This is a genomic window from Microcoleus sp. Pol8_D6, from assembly GCF_036700965.1.
In the GTDB taxonomy this organism is placed as follows: domain Bacteria; phylum Cyanobacteriota; class Cyanobacteriia; order Cyanobacteriales; family Microcoleaceae; genus Microcoleus.
Genome location: NZ_JAUBPW010000034.1, coordinates 1 through 15,185, shown reverse-complemented (window position 1 = coordinate 15,185; position 15,185 = coordinate 1). Strand labels below are relative to the sequence as shown.

At 43.6% G+C, this 15,185-nt stretch carries 9 protein-coding genes; 1 reads left to right on the top strand and 8 read right to left on the bottom strand.

The features are described 5' to 3' along the window. The first annotated feature begins 43 nt into the window (after positions 1-43). Positions 44-430, top strand: a complete 387-nt coding sequence (locus QUA10_RS15370; RefSeq protein WP_015175702.1) for a response regulator — start codon at positions 44-46, stop codon at positions 428-430. A gap of 149 nt (positions 431-579) precedes the next feature. Here the strand turns inward: QUA10_RS15370 and cheB are convergent, their stop codons facing one another. The 8 genes from cheB to ldpA form a co-directional block, all read right to left on the bottom strand. Continuing rightward, entirely contained in the window at positions 580-1,665 is a 1,086-nt protein-coding gene (gene cheB, locus QUA10_RS15365) for a chemotaxis-specific protein-glutamate methyltransferase CheB (RefSeq protein ID WP_333083418.1), read from the bottom strand. A gap of 266 nt (positions 1,666-1,931) precedes the next feature. After that, positions 1,932-4,427 carry a hybrid sensor histidine kinase/response regulator gene (locus QUA10_RS15360; RefSeq protein WP_333083432.1) on the bottom strand — a complete coding sequence of 832 codons (2,496 nt, stop codon included), beginning with the start codon at positions 4,425-4,427 and terminating at the stop codon, positions 1,932-1,934. A gap of 90 nt (positions 4,428-4,517) precedes the next feature. Continuing rightward, entirely contained in the window at positions 4,518-6,401 is a 1,884-nt protein-coding gene (locus QUA10_RS15355) for a methyl-accepting chemotaxis protein (protein WP_333083419.1), read from the bottom strand. 323 nt (positions 6,402-6,724) lie between these two features. Then, the gene (locus QUA10_RS15350) at positions 6,725-8,185 is read right to left on the bottom strand and encodes a methyl-accepting chemotaxis protein (RefSeq protein WP_333083420.1); all 1,461 of its coding nucleotides are present in this window, start codon (positions 8,183-8,185) and stop codon (positions 6,725-6,727) included. A gap of 425 nt (positions 8,186-8,610) precedes the next feature. Beyond that, positions 8,611-9,741 carry a chemotaxis protein CheW gene (locus tag QUA10_RS15345; protein ID WP_333083422.1) on the bottom strand — a complete coding sequence of 377 codons (1,131 nt, stop codon included), beginning with the start codon at positions 9,739-9,741 and terminating at the stop codon, positions 8,611-8,613. 3 nt (positions 9,742-9,744) lie between these two features. Further along, entirely contained in the window at positions 9,745-11,313 is a 1,569-nt protein-coding gene (locus QUA10_RS15340; RefSeq protein WP_333083424.1) for a CheR family methyltransferase, read from the bottom strand. A gap of 476 nt (positions 11,314-11,789) precedes the next feature. Next, positions 11,790-13,556 (bottom strand): R3H domain-containing nucleic acid-binding protein, encoded by a 1,767-nt coding sequence (locus QUA10_RS15335; RefSeq protein ID WP_333083425.1) that lies wholly within the window; start codon positions 13,554-13,556, stop codon positions 11,790-11,792. A 157-nt stretch (positions 13,557-13,713) separates the two neighbouring features. Then, positions 13,714-14,865: a circadian clock protein LdpA gene (ldpA, locus tag QUA10_RS15330; RefSeq protein ID WP_333083426.1), complete on the bottom strand. Its 1,152-nt coding sequence runs from the start codon at positions 14,863-14,865 to the stop codon at positions 13,714-13,716. Positions 14,866-15,185 lie beyond the last annotated feature (320 nt).

Below are 15,185 nucleotides of genomic sequence, written 5' to 3'. Positions count from 1 at the left end.
TGTTTTGTATTTTCAAGAACTATAAATAAACAGGGAGAAGAATATGTCTGCAAGTAGCAGTCAAGTACCAACTATTTTGGCAGTTGATGATAGCGTCGTAATGCAAGGACTTGTTAAACAGGCCTTAAGCAAAGAGTTTCGAGTTCTCGTAACCGACAATGCAGTGGATGCTTTGTCAACGATTTATCACGAACAAATTTCTGTTTTGTTGCTGGATGTTTCGATGCCTGGTATTGACGGATTGGAACTCTGCCGCACGGTGCGGAGCTTGCCTCAGTTTCAGAATTTGCCAATCGTAATGCTGACAGCGCGAGATGGAGCATTTGATAAGGTACAGGGGCGTTTGGCGGGAGCAACAGAGTATTTAACTAAGCCGTTTGATGCCGATAAGTTGCGCGAGGTAATTGGTAAGTTTATCAAAATCAAATAATCGGACTTAGGAAAAAAAGTCTGTTTTGAGTAATTAATCAAGTAATTTGAGTAATGAATGAACGAAAAAGTTGCGATCGCGCTCTGTGATCCTCGACTTCTTTAACAAGTCGAGGGGCGGGGCATTCTGCACTATTTGCGAGGTAAGTCCTAAATTTTTAATTTAGCCAGGAGTAGGGGAGCGATCGCACTGACAGGTAAAACATATTGGGCGGCACCAAGGGCGATCGCCTCCTTGGGCATTCCGAAGACAATGCAGCTAGCTTCGTCTTGGGCGATTGTCAACCCCCCTTCTCTGGCGATAGCCAACATTCCGTCAGCACCATCTCTACCCATTCCTGTCAGCAAAACCCCCGCTGCTGCCCGACTATAAAAATTAGCTACCGACTTAAATGTCACCGTTACAGAAGGGCAGTGCCCCGCAGCATGAGCAGCTTCTGAATAAACAAATCTCCCTTGAGAGTCCAATTCTAAATGACGTTTTTCTGGCGGAAAATAAACAGTCCCTGCTTGTGGCAATTCCCCAAAAGAAGCTATCTTAACAGGCAGTTTCGATTCATTACCCAGCCAATCAACTAATCCTTGCAAAAAACCTTCACTGATGTGCTGGACACAAATTATAGGCACGGGAAAACTAGCCGGGAGTTTAGAAATAATCGCGTACAGTGCTTGCGGCCCGCCTGTCGAAGCCCCTATAGCCAAGACTTTAATAGTTGGAGATTTAACATTTTCGTGGGAGAATTTGTAATTAGGAACTGGTGCTTGGTTGATTTTCACAATGGGATTATTATATTCTGTTGGAATCTTTTTTTGATGCCGTGTAAATACTTTAACTCCTGAGAGGATTTTAACTTTAGCTATTAATTGATTGGCTAGGCGAGCGTAATCAGATACCAACCCGCCCATCGGTTTCGGAAAAACATCCAATGCACCAGCCTTTAACAGTTGAAATACATTCTGAGTATCATTCGCTTGCACTGAAGCACTAATTACTAAAATTGGTAGCGGATATTTCTTCATTACTTCTTCCGTAAATTCTAACCCGTTCATTGGTACCATGTTCAAATCTGTACAGATTACTTGGGGCTGAAGTTTGGGGATTAATTCTAGTCCTTCTAATCCGTTGCAAGCGGTTCCTACAACTTGGATGTCTGGCGAGGACTCAAAAATTCGTTTGAGGACGAGCGTAACGACTGGAGAATCTTCAACTAACAATAGTTTAATGGGCGATAACATCAGTTTGCTGGGAAATGGGGAATGGGGAATGGGGAATAGGGCATTTGTACTGCCCTTCGACTTACTTTCCTTCGGCGAAGCTTAGCGGGCAAACCGCGCAGGGCGAGTGGCTAAGCTCAGCACGAGTCGCTCAGTAACCGCGTAGTCGAAGTATTGGGCATTGGGCATCGATGCACTGGTAATGGTGCACTGGGCACTGGATATTTGGTCTTGCTAATTGGGAGTAAATAACAAATGTCTCGTAACCAAGGAGTAATGACTAATGACTAAACTAACCTTTTTAGTGTCTCTACCAACACATCTTGATTGAAAGTACCTTTAGGAATATAAGCATTTGCCCCCGCATCAGCACCTCTTTTTTTATCTTCATCCGATGCCAAAGATGTCACTAAAATTATCGGTAACTCACTGTATTCTTTTTGCTCCCGAATCTTAATAGTCAGGGCCAAACCGTCTAAATTGGGCATTTGTATGTCAGAAATCACAGCATCAAAATCGCGAGTTTTTAATTTATGGAAAGCATCCAATCCGTCTACCGCAGTCACAACTTCGTAACCCGCACCTTCCAGGATGCGTTTTTCTTGAGTGCGCGTGGCGATCGAGTCTTCTGCTAATAGTATAACTTGTTTTCTGCTGGCTGTCTCAAGTTGCGATCTCGCACCAGAAACCCCACGGGACGAAACTTGCTGGCGTACAGATTTTATCAAATCGTGGGGATTGAGTACCATACAAACTTCCCCAGTACCGAGAATTGTGGCACCCGAAACATTTCGCACCCGTTTCAGCAATAGACTTTGAGGTTTCATAACTACATCCTGTTCGTCTATCAAAGCATCTACAAATAATCCCAATCTTTCCTCCCCAACTTTCAAAACAATACAAGGCATTTTTGAAGAACTTGAATTTCGGAAGTAGTTTTGATTTTTTGTCGAAATTTCGCTTCCGGTTTCCGGTATCAAATACCGATTTTTTTGCCACCCTTTTCTATTGTTTAATGCTAGTAAATCTGTCAGATGAGCAACTGACAGAGGCTGACCCTTTGAAAGTATAGTTTCCTTACCTTCTATAGCAAATATCTCAGACTGAGACACCAGTTGTGCCGTGTCTACAAACTCTACTGGCAGACCATAAGGAATGTCTTCAACTGTGACAATTAATACATTTGCTGTAGCTAAAGACGTGCTGATTTGCAGCCTCAAAGTGCATCCTTTTCCCGGTAAAGACTCTACTTGAATACTACCTTTTAGGGCTTCAACATTAGTGCGAACTACATCTAAACCCACCCCGCGCCCCGATACTTCGGTAACAAATTTTTTGGTCGAAAAACCCGGAGTAAAAATTAAAGATTGTACTTGAGTATCGGTCATTTCTGCCAGTTGTTCAAGCGTACAAACATTACGTTTTACAGCCGTTTGTTTAATGCTCTCTAGATTGAGTCCCCGGCCATCATCAGAAACTTCAATAATAATATTGCTAGCAATATTATAGCCTTTAATTCGGAGAGTAGCCACGGGAGGTTTACCTAATTTTTTCCGCTCCTCAACAGTTTCAATACCGTGGTCGATCGCATTTCTAATCATGTGCATTAAAGGGTCTTTCATTTCTTCTAAAATGCGTTTGTCTGCTGTAGTTTCGCCTCCTTCAATCACTAATGCAACTTCTTTACCTTCCCGTTTTGCTAAATCTCGAACAGTTCGAGGAAATAAATTAAAAATAGTAGACAAAGGCAGAAGTCTCAGAGTGCGAATTCCTGATTCTAATGCCTCAGTGATTAATTCGAGTCTAGCAGTATCTTCATAAACTCGATTTCTCAAGCGGTTGACTAAAGTTCCGAGACGTTCTAAACGTTCTTCTGTACGTTGATAGTAATCCTGCAATTGGCTAAATTTACCGCTGGCTTTAATACCGTTTTCATCTATTTGCATCCGATCAACAGTCAAGCTCGTTACAAAATATTCTCTGCTCCACTCTTCCCACAAAGTTGTAATTTGTTCGATATCTGCAACTCGGTGTCCTAGCCGAGTTTTTGTGACAGTAAGTTCCCCTGCTTGAGTCATTAAATCGTCTAAATTTTGAGTAGCAACGCGAATGGTTTCAATGCGGTAAGATGAGGTTGAGGATGCAGTAACTGCCGACTGCGAAGCCGACTCAGTGGCGGGCCCAGAAGGTGCAGGCAAGTTTTGAGCTTCCAGTAGCAATTCTGGCTTGGATTGTAGGGGTAAAAAAGAAAAATTTTTCTCTAAGTTAAGGACTTCAGAAGTTTCAACATTTGTTTCTAGTTCTTTGGTAGAAGGCTCAGTAAATTGCGCTTCTACCAAGGGTTGTTCTGATTCTTGTGAAGATGAGGGATCTACTATTGAGGCAGCAGCGTGTGGCTGTGGCTGACTAGAAGCACCCATCATGCTAGCGAGGATGTAAAAAGTATTAACGCCGGAATCTTCGCCTGTAACGGCTTCGTTAACGAGTTTCCGCATGGCGTCTAAACCTTGCAAAAGTCGATCACTAATATCCGAATTCAGTTGAGTTTCTCCCCGTTTGACAGCTCCCAAAATATGCTCCATTTGATGAGCTAAAGATGCTACATTTTTTACTCCCAGCATCCCAGCATCACCTTTAAGAGAATGGGTTTCCCGCAACAATTGTTCTAACTTAGCTAAGTCGCTCGGATATTGTTCTAAGTACAGCAATCCGTCGTCGAGTTTCTGTAAGTGTTCTTGACTAGCTACTTTAAATACATCTCGAAGTTCTTGATCTTCAATCATCATATAGGTTATTAAGTAATAGCTGATTGGTTATGGCTTAAGGGTAATGATAATTCGTTAACTCCTCCCTTCATTACTAATGACTCATGACTACACTACTTCTTTAAGATTAAATGCAGCTTCTGTGAGTTGTTGAGTACCAATTTTAACTTGAGTAATGCCACTGACTGTTTGAGACGCGGATTCCTTCATAGAACTCATGGCATCACCTACTTGCTGAATTGCTATCGCCTGCTGTTTAACATTAAATGAAATTTGCTGGTTGCTAGCAAACACCAGATTGCAAGCTTCCCTCACACCCGTAAAAGCTTCTGCCGTATCTTGTGCTGTTTTCACCCCTTCTGCAACCGTTTTGCGACTATCTTCAGTTGCTTTCACCGTGGAGTCGATCGCACCCTTAATTTCTGGAATAATACCATTAATCTTTTGTGCAGCTTGTTGGCTTTCATCTGCTAACTTACGAATTTCGCTTGCTACCACCGCAAAACCTTTACCGTACTCGCCGGCTCTGACTGCTTCAACAGCGGCGTTGAGAGCCAGCATATTAGTTTGGCTAGCTAAATCGCTAACCAAACTTGCGAGAGTCGATATATTGCCAATCTGACTCGTGCTGTCGTCGAGTCGATGATTTTGCTTAGAAATTGCCACCACAGCTTCTCTAAGATTCAGCATTTGATTGAGAGTTTGATCTACCTTTTTAGTACCTTCTTCGGCTAGATTTAAAGCTTGGCGAGCAGCAACGGCAACAGACTCAGCTTGCTCGGCTGTTTGCTGAGAAGATCGGCCCAAATTTTCTAGAGTTATAGTTGTTTGATTAACCGAGACAAATTGTCTATTTGCTATTTGCTCTTGTCGGTTCATATTAGATTCTATTTGCAGTGAAAATGACGATATTTGGTAAATCAACCCCCGAATGAGAGCAACAATTTTTTGCAAAAAAAACCATCCCAATCCCAGCACCACAGCCAGGGAAACAATAGCAATCAGGGCTGCTATTTTTTGAAGAGAATCGATGGAAGAAAATAGCAACTTTTTGGGTGAACTATCCACAATTACTAAAAAATTATTTGTATTTTGTTTGCTGGGGAAAACTGTATTATAGCTAATCACTAGCTCCCTATTATCAATATTTCCCTGACCACCTGAGAGTATTTTAGCAACAATGTCTGCAGAATAATCATTTTTGACATTTTCCTTAGTTTTAAGTTCAAATCCCCATGCTTTTTTAGGATTGGGATGAGCCAGATAATACCCATCTTGATTTAAGATAAAAGATTTGTCTGATAGTTCAGGATTGAAATTTTTAACCATATCGAGCAGAGTGCTACCCAGAGCATTCGTAATGAGAAAGCCTTGTCTTTCTCCTTTGGGATTAAAAATTGGAGTGGCATAGCGAATTGTTGGCTTATAAGGAATTTCTATTTTCCCCCTTTCCTTATTCAGATTTAAGGAAGACACATAGACTTCTCCTGATTTTAGCTTCATAGTTGCCGAGAAGTAATCTGTGTCTGCTTTATTTTGTAGTTGAGAATCTGGAATAACTTTGATATTTGTGCCGTCAGAATCTACGCGCACGATCTCTTTACCACTGTTATCTATATAACGCAATTGCATATAATATGGCTTGGCTTCCATCATGGATAAAAATGTGAGTTGCATTCGATAAACCCAATCTTTATAAGTTGAATTAGTTTGTTTGTCTAATCCATTTCCTTCTCTAGCTCTAATCATTCCCTGAACAGGGGGAGTTTTGCGGAGAAACAAAATATCGGCTCTCAGATTTTCCAATTTGTTACTCATTTGATTGGCGGTGGAATTAACACTGTCACTAAGGGTTATTAATGCTAAATTTTGCAGTGCTTCTGTTGAAGAAGAAATTCCATACCAACCAACAATAGATACGGGAATCAAGGTACTTAAAATTAGGAGTAGCAACAGTCGATGCTGCATTTTTTGGAAAAAATTGTTAATCATTAGTTACTGGGAATCGGTTACTGGTAACTTGTACGCTCGCATAGTCTAAGTATAGAGAACTGGAAAATTGTATGATCGGGTAGTAGAAGTATTGAAGATTGGGAAGTGGTAATAAAGAAAAAATAACAACTCCCTAATAATAGCTCACAACTCACTACACTACTGATTTGATATTAGGTTTTTATTTGCATTTGCCCATAAACAAGTTATTACTCCCGTTAATATCGCTGGAATTGTAGCGAGGTCGATCGCCAAAGCAATTGTTTTAATTCTTAAGGATATATTTGACCTTTTTGGGGAACTACTCATAATTCATTGCTCTCCTACAAAACTGCTTTCAAATCTAAGGCTGCTTCATTCAATTTTTGAGTACCGACTTTAGTTTGACTTATACCGCAAGCGGTCTGGGCTGCGGCTTGATTGAGAGAGTTCATAGCTTGCACTACCTGTTCGATCGCGATCGATTGCTGTTTGGCATTCAGCGAAATTTGCTGAGAACTCAAAACCACATTGTTAATGGCATTGGCAACTCCTGCAAATGCCGCTGCGGTTTCTGAGGCAATATTCACGCCCGATTCCACTGTTTTAGTTCCTTCGTCTGTCACCATTACCGTTGAGTTAATCGCCTTTTGAATATCAGCAACTAATAGATTAATTTGCGCTCCTGACTTTTTACTGCGATCGGCAAGTTTGCGAATTTCTGAGGCTACCACGCCAAACCCCTTGCCGTGTTCTCCTGCCCGCACTGCTTCAACAGCAGCATTGAGTGCTAACATATTAGTTTGATTAGCCAACTCGCTAACTACACTTGAGATATTACCAATGTGATCTGTTTGTTCGCTCAACTCTATAATTTGTCCTTGGATATCCTGAACTTTAGTTTTCAGAGTTGCCATTGCTTCTAAAGTTTGTTCTACAGCTTTTGTGCCACCTCCAGCTAAATTCAAAGCTTGCATTGCTTGAACCACGGCTGTTTCTATCTGCTGTGATGTCGCCCTGGAAGAGGCTCCCAATTCGTCCATTGTAGTAGTAGTTTGATTTACGGAAGCTGCTTGCTGACTTGCCATGCGTTCCTGTTCTTCCACGGTGGCTGCAATCTCAGTGGAAGAAGTGGCGATCGAGCTAATTGCCCGATCGATAGTTTGGGCAATTCCTGATGAAATCAGCCAAGCTATAACCGCACCTAACACCAATAAAAACACGGAACCAAATACCAATGCCGATATCAAAAAAACTAAAGATTGCTTCGTTTTTTCTGTAGCTTGCTTAATCGCTTTTACTTCTACTTCGCGAAATTGCTTATTTACTTCCACAAATTCATCCACAAATTTTGTCTGTTTTCCTGTATTAAATATAGCCAATGCTTCGGCTCTCTTATTTTGTTGTAATAAAACAACTATTTGGTTAGAACCATCATAATATTCGTTGCAGAGTTGTAGCATCTTCTCTAAACGAATTTTCTGTTCAGGATTTTCCATCTTCAACTCCGCACTATTACCCGACTGGCGAGCTAATTCTCCACCTGTTTGAAAATCATTTAAAAACTGCGGATTTTTATTAATTAAATACCCGCGCATTCCCCGTACCATTTGTTCAGCACCTGCGGACATATCACTTGTGTGTCTGATCACATTTTCGATCCTTTCTACTTCTGCAAAATTATTCAAAACCTGATTAGTAGTTGTATAAACTAGGACGGGAAAACCCAAGTATATAGTTGCTGGTGCTACATAAGCCAGCAGCATCCTATTTCTAATATTTAATTTTATTAAATTAGAAAACATATTTCTCTCCTTAATTTAAGAAAGTAGATACACGAATTAGATTGCTTAGTCAAATCTCGCTTGAAAAGCGGATTTGGTATAACTCAATACGCTTGGGTTAAAACTATTTATTCCTCAGAGATTCCTTGCAGCATCCCCCGCATCGTTGCTAGGACTTTGAGTAAGTTCTTGTCCCCGCCTTAGTAGGGGCGGTGCCCCCGTGCCCGCCCGCTCGTTAGGGAGATCGAGCTTAACCCAAGCGTATTGTGGTATAACTAACTTCTTTAGTCCTGGACGCATTTCAAGATAATTCTCTCATGCTAAGTCCCGCTCATTACCAGTCTTGATCTCTGCGTTGGATCGGGATTGCGAAGGAAATGAAGTATCAAGCCAGATGGTTCACTGCACTCATGACAGATATACTTTGCGTAAGTCCTGTTCTGGATTCAAACCTCTTCATCAACAACTACTCCTCCTTTTGTCAGCAGTTTTTGCAAGTTGAGAATAGCCATCATTTTTTCCCCGTAAATAGCTGTCCCCCGTAGATATTCGCGGTTGGCAGAATGCAGTGCTGCCGGAACAGCCGCAATTTCCGACACATTTAAGTATATAATATCTAATATTTCGTCAACAACTATACCAGCGACAAAATCGGCCACTTCAACAACGATCGCCTTAGAGAGATAATTTGCAGTCTCCGACATATTTAAAGACATATTTAAAACACTGCGAATATCAATTAGCGTCACAATTTCTCCCCGTAAATTTATATTTCCCACTATGCGATCGGGAGTGCAAGGAACCGGAGTTACTTGGTTGATATCAGTAAATTCCCGGACTAGATCTAAATGAATACCAAAGTATTCGCTATTCAAAACAAAAACCGCCAGGGACATATTAATTGCAGCATCATTTTCCCCCTCGCCTCGCAGCCTCAAATTATTAGCCCGCGATTTAAAAGTTGCTTTTTCTTCCGGGGTAGCCTGCGGGCAAAAAACGTGACGCTTGCTCCAATTTTTAGGATTTTTACCTAACAATTTTGAACTTATTTGCCCGTGTAAATTTTCCGTCTCTGCCTCACCTGCTGCTGCTTCACTACCTGCATTGCTTGGAGAAACAGGCCAGCTTTCCTCTCCCTTTTCGGGAGAATATCTAATTAAGTGATCGAGATTCAGCAGCATGATAATATCGGCTTCGCTGCGGGCTAGTCCAGCTACAAAATAATGAGAGGCTTCTGAATTCTCTCGCCCGTAAGATAGCTGCGGAGTAATGGCCTCTTCTGAGAGTTCCTTAACTTCGCGAACTTGATTGACAATTATACCAACTTTCGATTCTTGCCACTCTATGACGATCGTACTATCTGTCACAGCATACTCCTGCCAAGCGTATCCAAAACGCAGATTCAGATCCATCACGGGCAGAATTTCGCCCCGAAGGTCGATCGCCCCAACAATATCTGGAGGTGCTTCTGCAATTGCTGTCAACTCCGGCAGAAAGAAAATTTCCCGAACGTAGCAGGCTTCTATACCGCAGAGAAAACCGTTCTGTTCAAAGATAAGATACGGTTTAGTTTCCATATTTTAGTGTACAGTTTCTTTACTGTATAATTTTAACAATTTTTTTTTAACATTCATCAGCACTTGACTAGCTGTCATTTTTCCCTGGGAATCTATGGGAGTGTTTGGCGGCAGCGCTTTCAGGATTTCACAAGATGAATGGTACATTTTAAGAGCTCTTTTTACTTGGCCTTCTTTATTGTATATATTCCCTAGCTCTATATAAGCTGAAACAAAAGATGGACACATATAAATAGTCCTCTTTAATAAATTCTTTGCTGTTTCTAATTGACCCTGTTCTTCAGCAATTTGAGCTTGTAAATAATCAGTATATACTGATCCAGGCTCTACTTTTCTAGCTCGATTACAGTATTCTATTGCCTGAGAATAATTGCCGGCATTTGCCTGAACTTGAGCGATTAAAAAATAAGCATCAAAATTATGCCCCTGCAAGTCTATTGCCTCTTGTGCCTTGTTGATAGCCTCAGCATAATCTTTATTTTTAAAGGATTTTTTAGCCTCTAAAATTAGCATTTGAGGCGTTTTAGTTTGAGTATTTTCTGCTATTATTTTTTCTGTAACTGACACGGCAGTTTTCGGCAAACCGCCCTCCAGATAGGGAGAGGGCAGCATCTTCCCCAGCGGATTACTTATGTTTAATACGGGCGGCATCTCTATCTCTGGAAAATTGCTGTTAGTAGTAAAACGAGGTGGCATCGTTTCCCCTGTTAGCAACTCACCACTATCATCGCCCATAGTATCTGCTTTCGGGAATTCTCGAAATGCCGAGTTGGCTTCCCCTACCGTTGCCACCCTAGACTCTTTTTGAGAGCCTTCCTCCATTACTGCATCCCGACGCTGATACACCACCGACTCCGGGAAAATCTTGGGTTCAAACTCGTTCATAATTTGACCGTAAACTTCAGCGTGACCGGTCATTAAATATCCTCCAGGTCTAAGTGTCTTGGAAAATTTTTGCAGTACCAGTGAAATATACTTATGTTCAAAATACACAAAAACGTTTCTACACAAAATTAAGTCTATGTTATAAAGATTTTGGTAAATATTAGGAAACTCATCTTTGATTAAATTTACACAGCTAAAGTTGACACTTTCGCGCAATTCTAGATTAATTTCCCAATCATTTTGCCTCTGATGAAAATACTGCTTTTGTATCTCCGGCTCAACCAAGCGAAACGACCAATGACTGTAAACTCCTTGGGGGGCTTTTTTGATTACTTTTTCATTGATATCTGTACCTAAAATTAATATTTTCCATTGCTCCCAATCGGGAATCAATTGTTTTAAAACAATAGCTAAAGAATAAGGTTCTTCACCGGTGGAGCAGCCCGCACTCCAGATTCGCAGTGTCGGCTGCATTCCCAAGGTCTTGTGCAACTTTCTTTTCTGCTCTATCAATTCAGGAAAAATTACTCTTTTTAACAGAGCAAACTGTCCTTTATCTCGCATAAAATAACTTTCAGTTGTTGTTAATAGCAATACTAATTTTGCCCATTCATTTATACTTTCAAAAGTTTTGGCGGTTAAAAGTTGATAATATTTTTCGGGTTCTGCAATTTTTTTTTCTCTCATTCGAGTCATGATTTTATGAGACAAACCAGCCCGATCTTGGGTTCTAATTCGCACACCAATTTCGGTAGTAATTAAGTTAATAAATAGCTGAATTATGGAATCATTCATTTAATAATTTGGGAAGTGGAAACTTTTACTGAGCTGGTGCTGAGTTTGGGCTGAGGATAGCTGCTAGCCTGCGGCTCGTCAGTTCGCAAAGCTGCAGGGAGCAGAAGGAAGTGCGTAGCTGAACTATTGGAAATTGGGGAACTTGTAAGCTCGTGTAGTAGAAGTATTGGGAATGGGGAATTGGGGAATTGGGAATTATAAATCGGGAATTTAGCCGATCGCCTTAACAAGAACAGTGTTACACCACATCATATCAGAAACTTGCCAGCTACTTAAAGGAAAAAGGCAAAAGGCAGAAGGTAGAAGCCAGGAAAAGAATATCCCTTCTGCCTTCTACCTTCTGCCTTCAAAGGCACTAATCTCCAACTTTAAGCTGGATATATCCGCAGGCGGCGATTGGGTTCTTCCCCAAAACTGTGGGACTTCAGGTGATAGTGTTCCACAAGTTCGTGCTGCATTTTTCGGACGTTGGGAGAACGAGGCAGGAGTTCCACCGGCTGTCCCTTGGGAATGACAATTTGCTCGACTGCCAAGCGGGTTTCTTCGAGAGCTTCGAGCTCGTCAGAAGAACCGCTGCGGGCGAATAAGGCGAGGTCTGCCACTTCCGGGGTACCCGGATCATCCATGTCCAACAGCCGCCGCAAAGCTCTCGCTACGTGGGGAATAGTGCCTGCCTTAATTGTGTGCAGGGGAACTTGGCGAGTTTTGGCCAAGTGCCTCAATTTCGACTGGTTCCGAACGTTCGATCGCAAAGCCAAAACCACGTCAGCGCTCTCAATATCCTTCGTCAGCAGCACCGGCAGGTTCAGGGTAGAAATCACCTGTTCGAGCTGGTGGCGAGCTATGCCGTAAGGATAAACGTGGAGGGGCAAATCTTCGCCGTTAGGGCCGACATTCTGGGAAAAACGTCCGGGCTTAGGTACCGGCTCGACGGACAGGGATTCTTCGAGCAGTTGCTCGAAATACCGAGTCTCAGAAACTGGCGCGCTTTTAGCAGCGAAGTTCTCGCTGGGAGCGGGCATCGGCACCATTTTGCCAGCACTCCGCCACCCTGAGATCGGTGTGACGGGCCGGATTGCCGATACCGCAGCCGGGCCGCTGGAAGCTGCCATCCCCGGAAACCGGACGGGGGGAGTGGCCGACTCCTGCTCGATAATTACTTCTCCAGTCTCGCTGACGCTTCTGATTTGCTGGCTCGGTTCGCGTCCCCGCAGCAGAGTGTCGATCGAATCTGCAACTCGCTCGTGGATTACCCAGCGCTGGCGTTCCAGCATTTCGATGGCAATTTCAAAAGTTGGCGGTGCTTTGCGCTCCAAAACCGTCTTTTGAGAACCGCGCCGTCTTGCTTCGTCATCTCCCAGCGTCACCGCTTGGATGCCCCCAATTAAATCTGCCAGAGTCGGGTTTTTCATCAAGTTTTCGATCCGGTTCCCGTGGGCGGTACCGACCAACTGCACGCCCCTTTCGGCGATCGTCCGAGCCGCCAAAGCTTCGAGTTCCGTGCCGATTTCGTCAATCACGATCACTTGCGGCATATGGTTTTCCACTGCTTCGATCATGACTTGGTGCTGGAGTTCGGGACGGGAAACTTGCATTCTGCGAGCTCTACCGATCGCTGGGTGGGGAATATCTCCATCTCCGGCAATTTCGTTGGAGGTGTCGATGATTACCACCCGTTTTTCCAAGTCATCGGCGAGGACGCGGGCAATTTCCCGCAGGGCCGTGGTTTTGCCAACCCCAGGGCGGCCGAGCATCAAAATTGACTGACCGGTTTCCACTAAATCGCGGATAATGCCGATCGTCCCGAACACAGCGCGGCCGACCCTCAAAGTCAAGCCGATAATCTCGCCGCTGCGGTTGCGAAGGGCGCTAATTCGGTGCAGGGTTTGCTCGATACCGGCTCGATTGTCGCCGCCGAAGTGGCCGACTCGCTCGATGCAATAGTTGAGGTCTGCCTTGGAAACTGGCGTTTGAGAAAGAGGTTCGGCCAAGGATGGAAAACGAGCTTCTGGTTGGCGGCCCAAATCCATGACAATCTCAATGAGATTGTTGCGCTGCGGGTGCTGCTCTAAGGGCTGCCGGATCTCATCTGGCACGATGTCTAATAATCTGTTGAGGTCGTCTGTAATCTGCATTCGCCTCGATGTGTTCGGTGACGTTTTCAACTTTTTAGTCAGTTGGTCAGTTGTCAGTTGCCAGTTGCCAGTTGTTATGTGTCAGTTGCCAGTTGTTGTTGGAATTAACTACTAACCACGAACTACTAACCACTAACTACTGACTAATGACTACGGACTAAAATTCTTTGAGCTGGGAAACTAGAGAACAAGCTAAACTCACGGCCTGTGAGAGAAGTTCTGGGACGGCTTCGAGCTGAGGTAGCCGAGATGTTTGAACTCCGGCTCCTGGCCGCGCCACTGCCACCGGAACGGCATAGGCTCGATCGGTCTGCATTGTTTCTAACTGTTCTAAAATTGGCGATAGCAAAACCCTGGCATAGCTGCCGTAAGCTATACCTGCAATTTTTGGGGCATCAGGAATTGACAAATTTTTCCCATGCTCCCCGATCAGTCCCTCGGCTCTCAATTTGCTGACAGTGTGAGCATTAGTGCCGCCTGCAAGTTGCACGTATCCCGGCAACTGGGCAGCCAAAACTTTTTGACCGAGTTTGACCGCGGCTCTAGTAGTTCCTGTTCCGATATCTCCGCTCATTGGCCTACCGTCTGTTTGCCAAATTAGGGGACAAGGAAGGGGGGAAATTAGTTGATACAGTGTCCGCAAATAATCAATCAAACCGTCTCCATCCGGGCAACTAATTGCTATTACCTTGAGTTGAGCGACCCAAGGAGCTATACTCGACCAAAGTCGCGCAAAATCTGCCTCTCTGCCTACTTGCGTGTGGATTTCTAGGGCGTCCGCACCGGATTGCAAGATTAAAGGTGCGATCGCGGCGGGAGCAGACACGTAAGAACGAGTATAAATCAGTTGGCTCGGACAAATCGGCAAACAGCGACCGCAGCCATAGCATTGCTGGTCTATCACCCCGGAAAAACCACTGCCAGCACTCTGAAAAACTATTGCTTCGGCTGGACATATTTTTTCGCACGGCCGCCAGCAGTCCGCCGGACAATCGGCTGGGTTGAATTCGGCTTTGCGAAAATGCGGGTCTTCCCCATCGTTTAAACTCACCATCAGCAACGGCAACCCTTTGCCGCCAAACCTGCGGTTTTGAGTTCTTGCCTGTAAGTCGCTGGCCACTTGTAGGGCTTCTTTCGCTGCGGCGACGGCGGCGGGATCGGCCGCGACATCGATACAGTCAGCGCCTGCTAAGGTGTAAGCCAAGGTGAGATTCCGTACAGCAGGCAGGTGTTGAAAGCTCGCCCCACAGATCAGCTTGAACCAATGGCCATCTTTTAATGAGTTTAGGGGATGATAATGTTCTGTCACCCTTATATGCTAATCCTTTGAGCTAAAAATTACTATGTGGAAATTTCTACTTAATTTTAAAATTTAGGCGGGTACAAGCTGGAAACGCTACTGATAGCAGTAACTGTTGCGCTGTTGCCTCTATATGTAGAGTTCTGCCTTAATTTTTTTTCCTAAATTTGATTTTTTTGAGAGCGACGGCTGAGGGGGGGATTTGGAGATGGGACGATCTGTTTTAGTTATAGACAGACTCTCTATCATATCATAGGGTTTGCTGAATAATTGATCGCAGACCACTAGCAGGAGCGATCGATATATTCAAGGTGAGTTAAATATAAGTT